This window comes from Chitinophaga sp. HK235 (assembly GCF_018255755.1).
GTDB lineage: Bacteria > Bacteroidota > Bacteroidia > Chitinophagales > Chitinophagaceae > Chitinophaga.
Window position 1 is genome coordinate 2,635,274 of sequence record NZ_CP073766.1, and the last position, 18,098, is coordinate 2,653,371.

The following is an 18,098-nucleotide window of genomic DNA, read 5'->3' on the forward strand; positions in this document are numbered from 1 at the left end:
AAAAGCAGCGAAGACCGAACGATCTTCGCTGCTTTTTTGTTTTCTTACGTATCTTCATAATTATAACCTTCAACACATTTCTTATGGGACCACTCATCATTAAAGCTTCTATTCAGATAGCCAAACCTGCACACGAAGTTTACGAAGCAATTGTTGACCCGAAAAAGATGAGCGGCTATTTTATCGCCACAGGCAGCGGCCGCATGGAAGAAGGACAAACACTCACATGGAAATTTCCGGAATTCAGTGAAGAGCTCGACGTGTTTGTCACCCAAAGCAACCCGGACCAACAGGTGACTTTTGAATGGCAAGGCTCTCCCAAACAACGCACCACCACAAACATCACCCTGTCTGCAGGCAAAAATGGCAGCACCCTGGTAAAAATCACAGAAAGTGAAATGCCGGCCAATGAAGATGGTATTACCTGGCTCAGACAAAACACAGAAGGATGGGCTAATTTCCTCGCCTGCCTCAAAGCATACCTGGAATATAATATCAACCTGAGAAAAGGTGCGTTTGATTTTATGACAGCGTAAATATGCAGCTTACGATATACTACCCTGTCAGTCCTAATGTTTTGCGAACAAATTTTTTCTGTTTTTTTCTTAATTCAGTGTTCGCACTAATATTATGGGCTTTTTCCTTCTCCACCAGTTTAAACCAGTGCATAGCCGGGATCATATTATTGGAATGCAGTTCAAGCCTGATGAATAACTCTTCATTAGGCCACTCCTTCCTGTGGATCAGGCGACTCAAACGCGTTTCATCCAGGCTTATTTCCTGCGCAAATTCTTTTTGCTTTTTTTGAATAGCCTGGATATACATAGAGAGAAAATAACCAAAATTAAGCTTGTCCAGAAATTTATCTGCAGCAACTGCATCTTCCATTTGAAACTTGATTTGAAGTAATCTGGACATCAAATGATCTTCCCAGGTCATTTTACTCCTTTTTTCCTTTATGTAGGCTGACAGCTCTCTATCTGCTGCTGCTTTTTCCTCATCTGTAAGCCCATGTGGGAATATATAGGCATCTGCTATTTCTTCATCTGTAAGCCCTTGAAGAAAAGGATATTTCTTCGACAACTCTCTGCTTGCCTCATATTTTTTTTTCATTATTTATTGATTCAGATATTCATGAATTAATGTTCTTGATGCTGTACCATCGACCACCAAATATCTTCCCAAAGGGACAAAACCGCATTTAAAAATATAGTGTGCTACCAGTTTTGTTTTGGGCATCAGCGAAACGAATCCATCAAATCCTAATCTAAAAGATTCTCTGCATGCATACGCTATCAGACAACCGGCAACCCTGTCAAACTCTTTATTCGTCCCAATGTTCTCATCTGACAATTCCAATAACCGGATATCCAGCCTTTGTTCCAGAGAAATAACAGCAATGGACATCAAACCCAATAATCTATCTTCCGGTATCACTGTAAGTTTAAAAATCCCGCGCTGCCATTCCTTCGACCAGTCAAATGAAAATCTTTCCAGAGAACCTTCAAACAATTCTCTCCAGTGTAATAAGGAGATATTTTTACTTTGGGATTAATGATAAGACAAGCAAGGTGAAACAAAGTGGTATCTAATCCACTGGGGAAATTCGTCTGACAGGAAAAACAGCATACTAACAGCCTTTATACATCGATACCAGCCATCCAACATCATGGACCCTTACTACCAGTAAGTAGTCAAAGAAAAATTAAAAGAAGTTTGTTGAATGGTCAGAATTCATAAAAAACTAATTCTCTAAAATATCAAGAGCGGAAAAAAAGAACCTATATTTATGAACTCATTATTTCCCAGAAAAACCATCTCAAAAAAACGCTCACAGATATGCGTGCAATCAAAGTTTCCAACGTTGTATTATTGGCTGTAGTGGCCGCATTGCTATTTATTCCATTCCTCGGGCGGGTGCACCTGTTCGACTGGGATGAGATCAATTTCGCCGAATGTGCCCGGGAAATGATCAAACTGGATGATTACTCACGCATTTACGTCAATTTCAAACCTTTCTGGGAAAAGCCTCCCATGTTCTTCTGGATGCAGAGTACAGCCATGAAGCTGTTTGGCATCAATGAATTTGCCTCCCGCCTTCCCAATGCGCTATGCGGTATCGTTACCCTGGTAACATTGTTCCTGATCGGGTCCAGGCTGTACGACCGGAAATTCGGTATCCTCTGGGCACTGGCTTACGGCGGATCATTGTTTCCAAACATGTATTTCAAATCAGGCATCATTGATCCCTGGTTCAATCTCTTTACTTTCGTTTCCCTGTATTATTTCATTCTTTATCATTGGAAACGGAATGACTATGATAAACCTGGTCTTAACAGGACACCACTGTTCTATGCCGTATGGTCCGGCCTGTTCATGGGACTGGCCATCCTCACCAAAGGGCAGGTAGCGCTGATGGTATTCCTGCTGGTGCTGGGTGTGTACTTTATCTGGAACCGTTTCAGGTTCTTCTTTGGCTGGGGTCATGCACTGCTGTTCCTGGTGGTAGCCACGGCAGTATCCTGTACCTGGTATGGATGGGAGACCTGGAAGAATGGTCCCTGGTTCATCACCGAGTTCCTGAAGTACCAGTACCGGCTCTTCACGACCCATGATGCAGGACAGGCGGGCTTTTTCGGCTACCACTATGTAGTGATCCTGATAGGCTGCTTCCCTTCCTCCATCTTTGCCATCCCTTCTTTCTTCAAAACTACGGCCAGCAGCCGTTATGACAAAGATTTCAAACGCTGGATGGTGATACTTTTCTGGGTAGTGACGATCCTCTTTTCCATTGTACAGTCCCGTATCATCCACTATTCATCGCTGGCCTGGTTCCCGGTCACCTTCCTGGCGGCCTACACCTTCTATAAATGGGATCTGAAAGAGATGCCGTATAAAAAATATATAGGCGTTCTCGTTACCATCCTGGGTGTGCTGGTGGCTGTAGCTTTATTGGGAGTAACACTGGTGGCCCTGAACCTGAAAAAAATCATCCCCTATGTGAAAGATCCTTTTGCACAGGCCAATATGGCTGCTGACGTACATTGGAGCGGCTGGGAAGGCGCGGTAGGCACCCTGATGGTCATTACGCTGATTGTAGGCGTAATGATGCTCCGCAAACAACGCTTCACCCAGGCTGCCTGGACTTATTTTGGCGGCACAGCCCTGGTGATCTTCCTGGCTGCGGCCATCATTGTGCCCAAGGTAGAACGCTACTCACAGGGTGCGGCCATCGACTTCTTTGAGGCCAGACAGGGAGAAGACTGTTATGTGACCGTACTGGGCTACTGGAGTTATGCCCCCTTCTTCTATACCCATAAGGAAAAACCCGCCAATGAAAATGCCTACAGCGAAGAATGGCTACTGAAGGGCGATATCGATAAACCAGCCTATTTCGTTACCAAAATAGACCGTGTAGAAGGATACCTGCAACATGCTGGTATACTGGAGTTATACCGGAAGAATGGATTTGTGTTTCTGAAGCGGGAAAAAGTAACAAAGTAAAAGGATTCCAAACCTACAATGCAAAAGGACCGAAGCGAAGAATACTGATATCTTCACTTCGGTCCTTTTAGTATGGATACTTTATTTTTTTCTGGAGAAGAACCGCAGCACACTGCTCACCAATTTATCATTGGAGCCCAGCCAGCCTTTGATCTCCGTATAAACGGCTACCATGGCATTATCCAGTTTCACCATCAGTTTTTTGGAGCCTTCACCCGGACGGGCCATATAATGGGTAGCTCTGCGAAAAGGTTTATCTTCCTCCGTATAATAATACAAAGCGATAGACCTCCTGAAAGCGTCTTCCGGGCAGGTCATTGGCTCCGGATGCCCATGGTAGGAGTCCGCATCTGTATTGAAGATCACGCAGCGGTTGAAAACGGGCAATACTTTTCTTTTGCAGGCCTTCATGTCCCGGTCCCATAGTTCCAGCTTACCACCCCACTCTTCTTCCCAGTCCTTGTTCAGGTATACCAGTACGTTCACCCTGCGTTGCCAATGCCGGTGATGGGGATGCACCGTAAAATCGGCATGGATGTTTAGGAATCCTCCCCTCCTGGACTGATGAATGCCTCCACCTTCCAGGAAGTCATCTTTTATCAGGTTCTTGATACCTGTCAGTTCACTAAGGAATTGCAGGAACTCCGGCGAATTTAGTTCATGGATGGTTTTTCTGATGGTCGCCGGCAGCATGTCCAGCTTGTTCAGCCCTTTCTTACGCTCATTGTAGTGTGTGTAATTGATCCAACCATCTGACTCATTCAGCTTGTTAAACTCATCAACACACTCATCCAACACCTCCGGGTCCAGGAAATTCTCTAAAACAATATGTGGGTAAGGGTTCGCCCCTTGGTACGATTGACTCAACTCCGACAACTGGCCATTCCATTTCTCAGAGTCAAAAATCTGTGTAGTGGTTTGTGCAAACTGCATCTCGGAAAATATTTAAAGAGGAATATGTAAATATAAGGTAATTCATTTGATACTCCACCCAAACATATTCCAAAATGCAGACTGATAACATAGCCCTTTTCAGCTATACTTTCAGGAATACGTCCTGCAGCACTTCTTCGGCCAGTGCAGGTTGATACAACAACTTTAACGCCGTAGTATATACGTTGCGGCATAAAAAAGCGGAGAACAGGATATGCTCCTGTTCCCCGCTTTGACTATATATATTATCATTAATGAATACCCAGTTCCCTGAGCACATTGTTGACAATCCGGTCGCATCTGATAAGATGGAACGGAAATACATCGTTTTTGTAGAAATTGGCAACATGTTCCCGCAGCATCATTTTGGCCCTGATCTGCCGTACTTTTACATTGACCTTCGAAATATTAAGCACCTGACTGGTTTCTGCTACGTTCAGCTGCTCTATTTCCCGTAATACAAACACGGCCCGGTATTTCTCCGGGATGCTCAGCAGTGCCTTTTCCAGCACTTTACCCAATTCTTTGTTAATAACTGTGTCCACCGGCGTTTCTTTTGTTTTAGGGGTGTCCGGATGATGTTCCATACCCGAGATATCTTCGCCGACAACGTTTTTCCCTTTTTTTAGATACTGGCTGCATTCATTGATCAGAATCCTTTTCAGCCAGGTCCCGAAGGCAGATTCCTGCCGGAATTTGTCCAGATGCTGATAAGCATTGATATAGGTGGTCTGCATCACATCTTCCACATCCATGTCATTATTCAGAAAAGACATCCCAATCCTGAACAGGCTGGTATTGTGGCGACGCATCAGTTGCTCAAACAACCTTTTTTCTCCAGCCAGCACCCTGGCAATGATTTCATTGTCTGTAAGCGTGTCAATAGGCGAAATGATACTCATTGAAGTCGGTTATTAGATGAATAAAGTCTGAATAAGTTACAAAAAAAGTCCACATTTTGTAACCTTTCCTGAAATCTGTACTCTAATCCATATCACCAGGCATAAAGTGCCTGGCTTAACCCAATTAACCTAAATGAGCAAAAATCGAAACAATGACCGTAGGCCAGACTTTTCAGATGACAGGAACTGCATTCCCGGCTCTGACGCATCAGCGTATACAGGAGCTCAAACAGACCCCCAGAGGTCAACTTATCATGAACGAAACTTTTGCCGCCTTCCCGGAACTGGTAAAATCCATGACCAGCTCCCTGCAGGAAGGGCTATCCCGCTATGAAGAGACACGTAAAAGAGAAGGACGTAGTCCGGACCAGCAGCAAACCCTGGCTGCACTGATAGAAGACTATCAGTTCCTGGAATTCGCCCAGCATATTATGTTTATCAAATGGCGGGAAGAAAAAAAGCGTTTTCTGCCCGGTAGTTACCAGGCCAACTAACTGATGCTGTTTTATTCGGCTGTAGCAGCCAACATTATCCCGGAGTTCAGACGGTCCGCAGCATGTACAGGTCTGCATAATCAAAATGCAGGGTATGGTACACCTCAAAGCCGTTTTTCTCGTACCATTGCACGTTTTCCGACATGGATGTTTCGAGGTAGACAGGGCGCCCGCTATGGGCCACCACCTCCCGAAGCAGTTGACGGCCAATGCCCTGACGCTGTGTTCCGGGCATGACACCGATAAACCAGAGATAGTTCATCTTCCCCATAGGATATTTTGCCTTGATAAGCGCCTCCCGGCTGCTTACCTTACGGATATTGCCTGGCCCGATCGCGGCCATCACCAGTCGCAGGTCCTGCAGAATTGTCTTGAGCGTGGTCCTTTTTCGTTCAGGCTGCAAGGTTAGGGCACAGGCCTTCCTGTCGTCCGAATCACTGAAAACAATTTAGCGTAAAACACCCGGACCCTTGTATTAAATCCTGACACTTTTTATTACTTTTGCCGCATCATGAGACAATAATTAAACACATACGGCGGCTCCCGCCTCTTTATCCTGGCCCTCTCCCATTGCCTGGCTTCTTTTCATGACTATTTCCAAACCTATAATTATTATCATCCAACACATGAAATCCGTATATCCGTCTCGTTTATTCTTCGTTATCCTTGTTGTTGTAATTGATACTGCCGGTTTTGGTCTGATATTTCCGGTACTTCCACAGCTGATCAGTGATCTGCTTCATGCAAATATCAGTACAGCCGCCAGGTATGGTGGATGGCTGGCTTTTGCCTATGCTGTGATGCAATTTATTTTCGCGCCGGTGCTGGGCAACTTAAGTGATCACTATGGCAGGCGCCCTGTTTTACTGTTGTCTTTGTTAGGCTTTTCCATTGACTGCCTCTTTCTTGCCTTTGCGCCTAACATTGTGTGGCTCTTCGTTGGCAGGGCCATCGCCGGTATTACCGGTGCCAGTTATGCAGTGGCATCCGCCTGTGTGGCCGATATCAGCACTGATGAGAACAGAACCCGCCACTATGGACTGATCAACGCCGCTTTCGGACTGGGTTTTATCATTGGTCCGGCTATAGGCGGCGCCCTGGGACAGTTTGGCACTCATACCCCGTTTATAGTGGCGGCAGCTATGAGCTTCGCCAATTTTATATTCGGTTATTTCTTTTTTCCGGAGTCGCTGGACAAAACCCTGCGCCGGCAGTTTGACTGGAAGAGAGCCAACCCATTGGGTGCGCTGCGACAGTTGTCGCGCTTCCCCCTGGTAAAATCGCTGATACTTTCCATGATCTTTATATCTATCGCCACGCATAGCATGGAAAGTGTGTGGGCTTTCTTCACCATAGAAAAATTCCGGTGGAGCAATCAGCTGATAGGTTATTCCCTCGCATTCGTCGGTTTACTTTCTATCCTATCACAAACATGGTTGGTAAACAAACTCACTCCCGTGTTGAATGATAAGCAGCTGGCTGTTATGGGGCTGTTGCTGATGACCACCGGTTATCTGCTGTTTGCTTTCACTGCCTGGGAATGGGTGCTTTTCCCGGCATTGATCATCTACATCGCAGGCAGTGTACAAGGTACTGCGATGCAGAGCATTATGGCGGCCACTATGCCAGACAATGAACAGGGAGAACTGCAAGGCGCCCTCGGCAGCCTGATGGGACTGACCACGCTGATTGCACCACCTCTGATGACCAACAGTTTTGCCTGGGCTACCCGTAGCACAGCACCTGTGTACTTTCCGGGCATGCCGTATCTGATGGCCGCTCTCATGACGATCATCAGTCTGGTGTTATTACTAAGAGCTTTCGCGCGCAGGAAGATCAGCCGGTAAGGCCGGATGAATGGTGGCTGATATGATACAATCCATCACTTTCTCTGCCCGGCAGTTGTTGAGGCCTGCACCCCAGCAGGCATTAAATTCCAGGACAAACCAGCCCGTCTGCGGGTTACAGGCAATATCAACAATCACGGCAGCTGGCAGCTGATGACCGTATTCCCGGACAAAAGCGGTTAAGAACAAGGCTCCTGCTGTAAGGTCGGCCCCTCCTTCATATAAGGCGAGGTCGATCAGTTGTTCGTTCAACACAAAACCACGGGCTTCAGCTGTGATAGGCTCCACGACTGCAGCCATCATCACCGCTTCATCTTCCGGCAGTCCGGCTGTTGCCTGGCGGAAGTCTTCCAATGTTGTGAAGATGCCTGCCAGGAATATTTTAGGAACCACCGGTTTAATAAAAACCGGGAAGGCTGTTGCGCTGATTTGCCCTACAGTGCTGAGGGTAATTTGTCGTTGGGTCCATTGATGGTCTAAGGTGGCAATGAGCGTATCGTCCGGAGAAAGGAGCGCTACTCCGTATATCTGGGCCAGCACAAATGCAAAGGCCTGATTGCCATAGATAGCAATCTTGCTGCGGGTCAGTTCTTCATCTTTTATCCAGTATTTACCCAGTCTTTTAACTTGTCCGCCTCTATGGGTCCAGGCGGCCACTATCTGTTCAAATTCAATGTCCGTTTTTTCAGGGATCAGCAGTATTGTGTTGTTCATAGGATGTTAATGCCAGGGGAAAATACAACAAACGTCTTCATCTCCCAAACAACTATTCAATAATTTAATTGAATAGTTGTTTTTTAGTACCTTTAACTGTTAATACGGAACTGTGGCAGTTAGCTGCCGCTACCATAAAGTGATGAGATGAGTTATCTAAAAAATACTTTCCGCGAAGTCAGCAATCCGCAGGATTTTAAGGAGGAATACCTATCCAGTCCGGATCATTCTTTTTGTGATTCCTGCAGTCATACCGGCGGCAGGCAGACCAGTAATTTTCTGGAGATCGCAACACTGGAACAACTCAAGCAACTACATAAGCAGTCATCCTTCAGCAGTACCCGGCGGAAATTTTATACTGCCGTACTCCTGACAGCGGGCAGCGCCCGGGAAACCATCGGCTCCCACACCTATACCTTTAGCGCCGGCATGCTGTACTTTATCCCGGAGTACCAGCTGCATACCATCCATCACTGGAGCGAAGACATCCGGGGCTACCACTGCATATTTGATGCAGACTACTTTCTGTTATGTCTGAAAAACCAGGTGAGGCTGAATGAATATCCGTTTTTTCAGCATGGTCATCCTCCTTTTATTGATTTATCCCAGGAAGAAATGGAAGGGATGGTGGGCCTCTTTCAGAAACTGCAGGCAGAATACTGTCAGCGTCAGCATTTCAATGATGATCTGTTAGTACGTCTGTACCTCAACGTGTTGCTGATAGAAGCAGAGAGAGCTTACAGGTCTCACGAAAACAAAGTCACTACCCCGTTGCCAAGGAAAGAGCAGCTGGTAGCATCTTTCAAAAATCTGGTCTCCCGCCACTATATGGAATGGAAGCAGGTAACGGACTATGCCCGGTTATTATACGTCCACCCTCACTATCTGAATGATACTATTAAAGAGATCACTGGTAGTCCGGCCAGCAGTTTCATTCATCATCAACTGATAACGGAAGCCAAGGCACAACTCATTCAGAGCAATGAGAGCATTGCCGGTATTGCAGCGCATCTGAACTTTGCAGACCAGTCCTATTTCGGTCGTTTTTTCAGGAAACATACGGGTATCACACCAGCGCAGTATCGCCAGCAGCATCGTCACCATGCCTCCTGATAAAAGCTGTCGTTTGTACCAAAAGTCCAGCGGATCGTGTCATTTTTCCGGTAATGTCTGTCCTAATTTTGTTGGTATAAAATGATAAGATATGAGTCAGCAAACAACAGGAGATTCACCTACCTTATTACAGTTTTTTGCGACCTGGTGCCGTCCCTGTAAAGTATTATCCCCGATAGTGGATGCCATCGAAACAAAGATGAGCGCTCAGCTGCAGGTGGCCCGCGTGAATATTGATGAGGAAGAGGGCCTCACTTCCCGTTTTCAGATTATGGCAGTGCCCACGCTGGTGCTGATGAAAAATAACCAGGAAATATGGCGGCATACAGGCGTATTGTCTGAAAGTAACCTAAAGACAGCGCTGGAATCAGCGCTGTCGGCTCATCCATAAAGTATAATGGTTGGTTTGGTTTTTAAAAAGCATAAGATAAGGTGGTTTATCAGGAGGCCGTTGGTAGCGGCCTCCTTTCTTTTACCGCCAATAGCCATGCCCATAGTGATGATGATAATAAGGGCGGTGATAATAGCCTGGCCTGTCATGTACCACCAGACACCCGCTCAACCCAGAGATCAATACTATCGCTATAATGAGAAATTTTAACATTTTCATGATCGTAAGCTTTTGAATAGTTGTGATGTGTTGGCGGAGCCCCTAACCCTGCAGCAGTTTGGGTTCCTGTGAGTATAGATGATAAAAGCGTGCCAGAATGGGGTGAGAAGTGTTATATAGTGTTAAGAGCGCGTACTACAGAAATATGCTAGTCCACAAACCTGTAACCGGTTAAGATAATGATGCGTTTAAACAGAAAAGCCGCAATAACATTGCGGCTTTCTATACAACCATTCTATGAAACTTATAACAATACTATTCCCTGTTTATGGTAACCACTTCATATCTTCCTGGCCTATCAACAACATTTGCTTTCCATTAAAGCTTAAATTACTACTGTTGGCACTTTTCAAAACACCAGTGCCCTGCTCAACAGCATCAAAGAGCTCCTTCGATACACAAATCTTCAACACCTGATGAGGTTGCAACTGAAATTCGAAATAGGGATTATAACTACTTCTTGATAGGGAGGGTATTTCTGAAATTGAATCAATTTTAATTTTGATAAAATAGTTTGTTAGATCGCAATTTTCACAATTGATCTTCTCTATAACGCTACCCTTAAACATAATTTTGTTGATAAAAGCCCGGCTCCTATTAAATCTCATTTCAGCCTGCTCACTGATCGCCTTACTATAATCTATAAGACTACAACCGTTGAAAAACACAACCAAGGGAAAAGCAAGAATAAGGGCAGTTTTATAATTCATATTTACGTTGTTTAATTCTCATGTATCCTTCACGACATGCTATATACTCAAACATCTCCACCTCAGAAAAAATTTGGCCAATGCCACAAAAATACACATCTTGGCACTTTGTTAAATAACCCGTCCACAACGAACCTGAGCGGAAAATAAAAAATATTCGAGATGTCGCACCGTATCTATCTGTACAACTTCAACAACACGGAAAACCATGCCATTCCTGAAGCCCGTGAAAACGGTATCCTGGACCAGCTTTTACCTGTTATCGGTGGCAATGGCAACGATAACCTGATGATGATGGAATGGAAATATGAATTTCCTTTTTTTCTCCATCCTTTGTTTGCCGGCGATCCTTACCTCGGAACACCGTTATACAATGGAGATAGCGGCGGCCTCTATGCGGACGGTCCTGCTGGTATCCGTGCCCCCCGTGCCTTCTACGATTTTATGGACCAACATGCGGATATACTGACCGATGATCCTGTAAACTTCCGTGAGCAAAAAGAAAAAATCTTCCACTTCCTCGATACAAAAGCCTGCTACAACAGCTTTCATCTTGATGCCTGGGATGTGTTTAACATAGACGACGAGCCTCATGCAGAACAGGCAGGCGAATTATTGTCACTTATACAGGAAACCAACGAGTGTATACAAGCTGCTATTAACGCCAACGACCCTGCGCTGCTCAATGAATGCCCGGATGTACGCAAAAATCCTTATGGATTTAAATCTTTCCGGCAGTTTTTCAGCAACAACGTATATGGGTCTGGGTGGGAAGTGATACAGTCAGGATATTATGCTGATGATGAAGAGGAGAAAGAAGATGAGCAGCAGACTTTCACAGAAAACGGCATGATGGGCCTGAAAGACAAAGCAGGGAATATCATCATACCGGCCCAATATGAAGAAGTATTTGTTTTCCCGGGCAATGAAACACTAGCGGTTGTGAAACGGGATGGAAAATACGCCGCCCTGGATGCAGCGGGACAACTAAAACTACCTTTTGATTTCCATTCCGATATGGAGATAACGTATCTGGATGATATGCCGCTACTCAACGCCCGTCATCTTTCCGGCGTATTACATTTTTATGCTCCCTCCTTTGCCAGAATAGGCGATGACAACACGATCCGGGTAGAGTGGACAGGTACCTTCAACCATTCACCGCTACTGCGCACTATACAGGAACAACAATCCGGCAAAAAGAAAATACAGCTGCATGGTCTTGCTACCTCTGAAGGCCAACAGCTGTTGCCCACTGTTTACCAGGAGATCGCACCGGGCCTGGAAGATGGAGTGATTGTCCGTCAGCAGGGCAAATACGGCGTATATTCCGCCTCAAAAGGATGGATACTGGAAATGGGCTTCGATCGTATCAATCATGTCTATCCCAACGCCTATATCATTACAAAAGATAAAAAGGAAGGGCTTTATTTTATTGGTCAGCCACTGGTGCCACCTGCATATCAGGTTGTTGTTTCCGATGTCATCTGGCATGGTGATGATAAATGGGAAACATTGGCCATTAATACTGATGCAGCCTTCCGCATCGATTCCAAAGGACATATCACACCACTGGCACCCACCGACATTGCGGTCCAGATAGGCCCGGATATGCGTTACCGTTATAATGAAAAAGAATTGGCTATGCTCACCGCTCTGGCCGGCGATGCCATCCCCGCCGACCTGCTGTACCAGAAAGGATTTGAGGCATTCGACAAACAACGGTACGAAGAAGCCATCCGGTACTACAAAATGGCGGCCGACAAAGGCAGCGGAGATGCTATGAACGATCTTGGTTATCTGTATGAAACAGCAGAAGGGCATATCGATGCAACCATTGCTTTCGATTGGTACTCCCGTGGCGTACAGGTCGGATCACCGCATGCAGCCAACGGACTGGCCAACTGCTATCAGCATGGCAACGGCACCGCCCCCGACATCCGCAAAGCCATTGACCTGTACGAAACAGCCGCTGCGCATCATGTTCCGCATGCGTATTATAACCTTGCGATGCTTTATTATAAAGGCGAAAAAGTGCCACAGGACTATGATAAAGCATTGCGGCATTTTATATATGCCAGTAGGTTTGGTTATGATTGTTATAACTACGTAGGTTATCTTTTTGAAGAGAAAGAAGATTACAACAACGCCTTTGATGCCTACAAAAGCGGTGTCAAAAACAAAGACGGTTATTGTGCCTACCAGCTCGCCAGGCTGTATGAGCTGGGCCTTGGCTGTAAAGCCGATCCACGCAAAGCCCTTAACTATTACCTCAAAGCCGTGGAACTGGGTGAAGATAATGCCCATCTGGAACTGCACCGCTTATACCTTTACAACGATATCGTAAAAGACGAAGCCAAAGCCCGCGAGCATGAACAGCTGGCACGGGATGCAGGGCTCGATGTCTCCTGACAGCTGCGTCAGGCTTGTATATAAGGCCATTACACTGTATCTTGTGCGGATTCTTTACCGATCCCGGAGGAAAACATGGAAACAGGAACAATGATAACCGAGCAAGTGCAGCCAGCGAAATCGCCTGCCAACAGACAACATTTTGAGATCCTTGACGGGCTCAGAGGAATAGCCGCTGTAGTAGTGGTGATATTCCATTTTATGGAAGTCGTGTTTCCCGATTACAGTAAAAACTTTGCAGGACGTGGATTTCTGGCAGTAGATTTCTTTTTCTGCCTGTCGGGGTTTGTGATCGCATACGCCTACGATGATCGTATGGCGAAGATGAGTATCAAAGACTTTTTCCGGGCCAGGCTGATACGTCTGCATCCACTGGTGATACTGGGCACTGTCATGGGTTTGATCACTTTCCTGTTTGATCCTTTTATGGCTCCGCCCGCGGCCTATGGCTTCGGTAAAACCGCACTGATCCTGCTCACTTCTTTTCTGCTGATACCTTTTCCGGTAATGCCGGAACGGTATTTTAACCTGTTCAGTTTTAACGCACCTTCCTGGTCTTTATTCTGGGAATATGTGGCCAACATTTTCTATGGACTGATACTCTGGAGAGTGAACCGTTATGTGCTGATGGTGCTGGCCTTTGTGGCCGCAATAGCGCTGGGATTTACAGCATATCGCGCCGGTAATCTGATGGGCGGATGGGGGAAAGATTCTTTTACAGATGGCTGTGCACGGCTCTCTTACTCTTTCCTGGCGGGGATGCTGATATATCGTTTCCGGCTGATCATCCGGAGCCGGCTGGGATTTCCGGGTCTTACACTGTTGTTACTCATCGCGCTCTTTCTCCCTTATTTTCCTAATAACTGGGCAGTGGAACTGTTCGTCGTGTTGTTTTATTTTCCGTTGCTGATCTCCCTGGGTGCAGGAGCCAGACTGGTATCCTCACTGCAACGCCTATGTGTTTTTTCCGGAAAGATATCCTACCCATTATACATGACACATTATGGTTTCATCTGGATTTTTGCACACTACCTGGAAACCTGCAAACCAGACCAGACCACACTAACCCTTGTCATTACAGCTTCCGTTGTAATCCTTATTGGCATTGGCTGGGGCGCTATGAAGCTGTTTGATGAACCCATAAGAAACTATCTTAAACGTAAGTGGTAATATATCAGCCATTTTGCACATAACATCAATGTGTTATTCTGTTTAGCGTAGCTTTTTTCTATATTTGGTGTGTCACATACTTAAAAGACCAAAATCTGATATCATTTTCCTTAATGCCCAATAATTCTTAATACCCTATAATTATTAATTAATGAGTTGTTTGGGGACCGAATCTATACTGAGATTAGCAAGTAACAAATATCGTATTTAAAATAAATGTGCTGTTGCTAAGGCCTGGCCAAAGAGAGATTCATTCATCTGATTTAAACCAAAATCTGGACAACCTATGATGAAAGCGTTATTCGGTGCGTCGTAGTAAACTTAGTTTCCTGCACATTTCAATGGAATAATTGCCCAACATACACACTGTCATCATTCAGGCCCTACCTGGCCTGCAGTACTTTTTTTGCCATTTACACAACGTTCCTAGTGAGTGATCAATAACCAGGGGCAGCGGATCCATCTGCCTTTTATTTTCATTACTAACCTCGGAATCATGTACCCGTAAATGGTTGGGGAATTCTTGTCTTTAACAGTTAACTAGGAATAATCAAATCTAAATTGCTCATGAAAAATTTGCTACTCTCATGGCTGCTCATGGCCAGCTGTATTGTGCATGCTTATGCCCAAACACGAACAATCACCGGTAAAGTTACAGATGAAAAAGATGGTTCACCATTACCCGGTGTAACGGTAACCATCGTAGGTACCAAAGTGGGTACCATGACGGGACCTGACGGATCCTACAGGATACAGGCAGGTGAAAATGCCACCTTAAGTTTCTCCTCTATCGGTTATCTTAACCAGGATATATCCACCAAAGGTAAAACAAGGGTGGATGTAGCATTACGCATCGACTCCAAAGGATTACAGGAAGTAATCATAACAGGTGTGGGTGCCGCCACCGATAGAAGGAAAGTAGCGATCTCCGTAGAATCATTGTCGGGGAAAGACCTTCCTAAAGTACCGGCGGCATCTATTGACCAGGCACTGGTTGGTAAAATTGCCGGTGCACAGATATCTTCTGTATCCGGACAACCCGGTCAGCAGGCACAGATCCTCCTTCGTGGTATCAACACTCTGGGAGAAACCCAGCCAATGATACTCCTGGATGGTGTGCAGATAAGCGCCAGCAACAGTACGAACGGTTCAGGCAGTAACCTCTCTTCCAGGTTGTCAGATCTGGACCTTTCCAACATTGAAAGAGTAGAAGTTGTGCAGGGTTCCGCTGCTGCTACCATCTATGGCGCACAGGGCGCCAACGGTGTGATCCAGCTCTTCTCCAAAAAAGGTTCACGCGCGGGTAAAGTGAATGTCAACTTCAGCTCCAGGGCCAGCTTTGACAATGTACTGAAAGGAAACTTCAAACAAATATCCAAACATTACTATCCTACCGACAGTGAAGGATACATCATTGATCCTTCCGGTAAAAGGATCAAACCAGATTACCGGGGAGTATGGACACAACCCAACAGAGACATCACTCCTACTACCGAGACCAATAAAGAATTTAAAGAACCCTTATATGATCACGTTGATCAGATATTCAAAAAAAATGCTCCTACCTACAATAACAGTATCAATGTTTCCGGTGGCCGGGAAGGTTATGATTTTGCGTTGAACCTCTCCAATCTCAAACAAAAAAGTGTTATCAACGGGGATTACGAAAGGACCAACCTGTCCCTGAACCTGGGCGCAGACATTCTGTCCAACCTGAAGATCCGCACCACTACACAGCTCATCACCTCTAAAAATACAACCGGAGGCATCACGGGGCAGAATAATATATACAGCGGTCTGGGTACCGCAATGTCTTCCTATCCATTCGAAGACCTGCTGTTTAAGGACTCTTTAGGTAATTACCCTTTCAACTCTATTCTGTCCAGCAACTCAGTATTCCCTTATTATTCCTTCCAGAACAGGACCTATGAGGCTAAAACCAGCCGTATTATACAGGGCATCGATCTGAATTACCAACCTGTCAAATACCTGGAAATAAATTATAAATATGGAATTGACTATTCCCGTTATGATTTCTCTGACTTCATTCACAACCAGGAAAAAACACTGACTCCCGGTAAAGGTTTAGATCCGTTTAATGGTAAACTGGTATACGACCGGGATAATGAAACCATTCAGAATTCCTTGCTGACCCTCTTCCTGAGAACAGATTTTCAACGCGATTTCAACTGGTCGCTGCCCATCCAGACGACTACACAGGTAGCCTACGACTGGCGTAAAAAAATGTATGGCAACATACGTATGGAAGGTGTTGGTTTTGCACCTTTCCCTCCCTTTACTTTCGCCAATGCAGCTTCCAAAACAAATGATGAAACACAGGAAGAATTTGTCACCTATGGCTACCTGATCAATCAAAGGTTTGATTATGGTAATCTGTTCGGTATCTCTGGTGGCGTAAGGGTAGACTACTCTTCCGCATTCGGCAGAGGCAGCAAGCCATTCTCCTTCGGCCGTGCGGATGCCTACTTCAGACTGGGAGAATTATTAAAAATACCCAGCATATATGACTTCAAAATCAGAGGCGCCTATGGTGCTGCAGGTACTCAGCCCGGTGTATATGACAGGCAGATCACCCTCGATAAGGGAGCCATTGGAGATGCCAATTATCTGAGCCTGAGAAATGACCTTAAAAACCCTGACCTTACCGTAGAAACCTCCAAAGAAACGGAAGTAGGTATTGACTTTGGTATCGAATTAAGTAAAGGAGCCTGGTTAAGAAAACTGGCCTTCCATCCTACCTACTGGACCAGAAGCTCCGGCAGCGTTATCCGTTCTCTTGACGTTCCCCCTTCTACTGGCGCCAGCGGCATCATAACCAATGCACTGACCCTGAAATCCAATGGTTTCCAGTTCTCACTGGACCTGGACGTACTGGAAAGCAAAAAATGGTACTGGAACTTTGGTGTAAGATTTGGCAAACAACGCTCTATTGTTGATTACATCTCCAATCATAGACCGATTACAATCGGCGGGTCCGGTGAAGGTCAGTTTGTGCTGAAAGAAGGAGAAAGCGTAGGTGCGTTCTATGGAGTAACACCGCTCACCAGCCTCGACCAGCTCCCCAGTACTGCAGTGAAAGGTAATTATGAAGTAGGGCCTAATGGATACGTGGTGAACAAAACTTCCAAAGCCGTTATGTTTGGTACTGAGAACAAGAAAATAGGTGACCCTACACCTAAATTCAACATGAGCTTCTCCAACACCGTTACCTTCAACAGTCAGATTACCCTCTCCTTCCAGGTTGACTGGGTCTATGGCGGCGATGTATACAACCAAACCCGTCAATGGCTGTATGCAGACAAAATCAGCAGCGATTTCGAAAAGCCCGTTACAATCAACGGCCAGACAGGTGCTTATGTAGCTTATTATAACAGCCTCTATAACACCAACACTACCAACTCTGTGTTCGTAGAAGACGGTTCCTTCGTAAGACTGCGTGACCTTTCCCTCAACTACAGACTGGATAAATACCTGACCAATAAATTCATCAGCAATGCCCAGATAAGCCTTTCCGGCAGAAACCTCTTCACTGTCAGTAACTATTCCGGCCTCGACCCGGAAGCCAGTTCCAGGGTAAACAACCCGCTTAGAAGAGGTATCGATGTATATTCCTTCCCTAACATCAGGTCTGTACAGATTGGTCTTACGTTCGGTTTCTAACACACAAA

Annotated in this window: 16 protein-coding genes; 9 read left to right on the top strand and 7 right to left on the bottom strand. The window is 45.6% G+C overall.

Annotated features, from left to right (window positions below):
- Positions 1-83 precede the first annotated feature (83 nt).
- A complete protein-coding gene (locus KD145_RS08805) occupies positions 84-536 on the top strand; it encodes an SRPBCC domain-containing protein (protein ID WP_212005526.1) in 453 nt (150 codons plus the stop codon).
- Between the two features lie 19 nt (positions 537-555).
- Here KD145_RS08805 and KD145_RS08810 read toward each other — a convergent pair whose 3' ends face one another.
- Both KD145_RS08810 and KD145_RS08815 read right to left on the bottom strand, forming a co-directional pair.
- Positions 556-1,113, bottom strand: coding sequence for a hypothetical protein (locus KD145_RS08810; RefSeq protein ID WP_212005527.1), 558 nt, complete (start codon positions 1,111-1,113; stop codon positions 556-558).
- A gap of 3 nt (positions 1,114-1,116) precedes the next feature.
- Complete coding sequence (locus KD145_RS08815) at positions 1,117-1,512, bottom strand: hypothetical protein (protein WP_212005528.1); 396 nt, start codon at positions 1,510-1,512, stop codon at positions 1,117-1,119.
- A gap of 327 nt (positions 1,513-1,839) precedes the next feature.
- Between KD145_RS08815 and KD145_RS08820 the strand changes: the two genes are divergently transcribed.
- Entirely contained in the window at positions 1,840-3,504 is a 1,665-nt protein-coding gene (locus KD145_RS08820) for a glycosyltransferase family 39 protein (protein ID WP_212005529.1), read from the top strand.
- Between the two features lie 81 nt (positions 3,505-3,585).
- Here the strand turns inward: KD145_RS08820 and KD145_RS08825 are convergent, their stop codons facing one another.
- Both KD145_RS08825 and KD145_RS08830 read right to left on the bottom strand, forming a co-directional pair.
- Complete coding sequence (locus KD145_RS08825) at positions 3,586-4,437, bottom strand: 2OG-Fe(II) oxygenase (RefSeq protein ID WP_212005530.1); 852 nt, start codon at positions 4,435-4,437, stop codon at positions 3,586-3,588.
- A 251-nt stretch (positions 4,438-4,688) separates the two neighbouring features.
- The gene (locus tag KD145_RS08830; protein ID WP_212005531.1) at positions 4,689-5,339 is read right to left on the bottom strand and encodes an RNA polymerase sigma factor; all 651 of its coding nucleotides are present in this window, start codon (positions 5,337-5,339) and stop codon (positions 4,689-4,691) included.
- A gap of 152 nt (positions 5,340-5,491) precedes the next feature.
- Here KD145_RS08830 and KD145_RS08835 point away from each other — a divergent pair, with 152 nt between their 5' ends.
- Positions 5,492-5,833 (top strand): hypothetical protein, encoded by a 342-nt coding sequence (locus KD145_RS08835; RefSeq protein WP_212005532.1) that lies wholly within the window; start codon positions 5,492-5,494, stop codon positions 5,831-5,833.
- Positions 5,834-5,879: 46 nt separating this feature from the next.
- Here KD145_RS08835 and KD145_RS08840 read toward each other — a convergent pair whose 3' ends face one another.
- Positions 5,880-6,236 carry an N-acetyltransferase gene (locus KD145_RS08840; protein ID WP_212005533.1) on the bottom strand — a complete coding sequence of 119 codons (357 nt, stop codon included), beginning with the start codon at positions 6,234-6,236 and terminating at the stop codon, positions 5,880-5,882.
- A 223-nt stretch (positions 6,237-6,459) separates the two neighbouring features.
- Between KD145_RS08840 and KD145_RS08845 the strand changes: the two genes are divergently transcribed.
- A complete protein-coding gene (locus KD145_RS08845) occupies positions 6,460-7,680 on the top strand; it encodes a TCR/Tet family MFS transporter (RefSeq protein ID WP_212005534.1) in 1,221 nt (406 codons plus the stop codon).
- Here KD145_RS08845 and KD145_RS08850 read toward each other — a convergent pair.
- On the bottom strand, positions 7,645-8,394 hold the full coding sequence (locus KD145_RS08850; protein ID WP_212005535.1) for an ATP-grasp domain-containing protein: 750 nt from the start codon (positions 8,392-8,394) through the stop codon (positions 7,645-7,647). The two genes, KD145_RS08845 and KD145_RS08850, sit on opposite strands and share 36 nt — an antisense overlap.
- Before the next feature lie 147 nt (positions 8,395-8,541).
- On the opposite strand from KD145_RS08850, the gene KD145_RS08855 reads away from it, so the two are divergent.
- Together KD145_RS08855 and KD145_RS08860 are read left to right on the top strand one after the other, a co-directional pair.
- Complete coding sequence (locus KD145_RS08855; RefSeq protein WP_212005536.1) at positions 8,542-9,507, top strand: AraC family transcriptional regulator; 966 nt, start codon at positions 8,542-8,544, stop codon at positions 9,505-9,507.
- Positions 9,508-9,598: 91 nt separating this feature from the next.
- Positions 9,599-9,898: a co-chaperone YbbN gene (locus tag KD145_RS08860; protein ID WP_212005537.1), complete on the top strand. Its 300-nt coding sequence runs from the start codon at positions 9,599-9,601 to the stop codon at positions 9,896-9,898.
- 485 nt (positions 9,899-10,383) lie between these two features.
- On the opposite strand, the gene KD145_RS08865 is transcribed toward KD145_RS08860, so the two are convergent.
- Positions 10,384-10,827, bottom strand: a complete 444-nt coding sequence (locus tag KD145_RS08865) for a hypothetical protein (RefSeq protein ID WP_212005538.1) — start codon at positions 10,825-10,827, stop codon at positions 10,384-10,386.
- 162 nt (positions 10,828-10,989) lie between these two features.
- On the opposite strand from KD145_RS08865, the gene KD145_RS08870 reads away from it, so the two are divergent.
- The 3 genes from KD145_RS08870 (at position 10,990) to KD145_RS08880 (ending at position 18,090) form a co-directional block, all read left to right on the top strand.
- Complete coding sequence (locus tag KD145_RS08870; protein ID WP_212005539.1) at positions 10,990-13,239, top strand: SEL1-like repeat protein; 2,250 nt, start codon at positions 10,990-10,992, stop codon at positions 13,237-13,239.
- A gap of 75 nt (positions 13,240-13,314) precedes the next feature.
- Positions 13,315-14,409, top strand: a complete 1,095-nt coding sequence (locus tag KD145_RS08875) for an acyltransferase (RefSeq protein ID WP_212005540.1) — start codon at positions 13,315-13,317, stop codon at positions 14,407-14,409.
- 567 nt (positions 14,410-14,976) lie between these two features.
- On the top strand, positions 14,977-18,090 hold the full coding sequence (locus KD145_RS08880; protein WP_212005541.1) for a SusC/RagA family TonB-linked outer membrane protein: 3,114 nt from the start codon (positions 14,977-14,979) through the stop codon (positions 18,088-18,090).
- Positions 18,091-18,098: the final 8 nt, after the last annotated feature.

Coding starts and splice junctions, on each gene's coding strand:
- KD145_RS08805 (WP_212005526.1), top strand. CDS start 84: ATGGGACCACTCATCATTAAAGCTTCTATTCAGATAGCCAAACCTGCA.
- KD145_RS08810 (WP_212005527.1), bottom strand. CDS start 1,113: ATGAAAAAAAAATATGAGGCAAGCAGAGAGTTGTCGAAGAAATATCCT.
- KD145_RS08820 (WP_212005529.1), top strand. CDS start 1,840: ATGCGTGCAATCAAAGTTTCCAACGTTGTATTATTGGCTGTAGTGGCC.
- KD145_RS08825 (WP_212005530.1), bottom strand. CDS start 4,437: ATGCAGTTTGCACAAACCACTACACAGATTTTTGACTCTGAGAAATGG.
- KD145_RS08830 (WP_212005531.1), bottom strand. CDS start 5,339: ATGAGTATCATTTCGCCTATTGACACGCTTACAGACAATGAAATCATT.
- KD145_RS08835 (WP_212005532.1), top strand. CDS start 5,492: ATGACCGTAGGCCAGACTTTTCAGATGACAGGAACTGCATTCCCGGCT.
- KD145_RS08845 (WP_212005534.1), top strand. CDS start 6,460: ATGAAATCCGTATATCCGTCTCGTTTATTCTTCGTTATCCTTGTTGTT.
- KD145_RS08850 (WP_212005535.1), bottom strand. CDS start 8,394: ATGAACAACACAATACTGCTGATCCCTGAAAAAACGGACATTGAATTT.
- KD145_RS08855 (WP_212005536.1), top strand. CDS start 8,542: ATGAGTTATCTAAAAAATACTTTCCGCGAAGTCAGCAATCCGCAGGAT.
- KD145_RS08860 (WP_212005537.1), top strand. CDS start 9,599: ATGAGTCAGCAAACAACAGGAGATTCACCTACCTTATTACAGTTTTTT.
- KD145_RS08865 (WP_212005538.1), bottom strand. CDS start 10,827: ATGAATTATAAAACTGCCCTTATTCTTGCTTTTCCCTTGGTTGTGTTT.
- KD145_RS08870 (WP_212005539.1), top strand. CDS start 10,990: ATGTCGCACCGTATCTATCTGTACAACTTCAACAACACGGAAAACCAT.
- KD145_RS08875 (WP_212005540.1), top strand. CDS start 13,315: ATGGAAACAGGAACAATGATAACCGAGCAAGTGCAGCCAGCGAAATCG.
- KD145_RS08880 (WP_212005541.1), top strand. CDS start 14,977: ATGAAAAATTTGCTACTCTCATGGCTGCTCATGGCCAGCTGTATTGTG.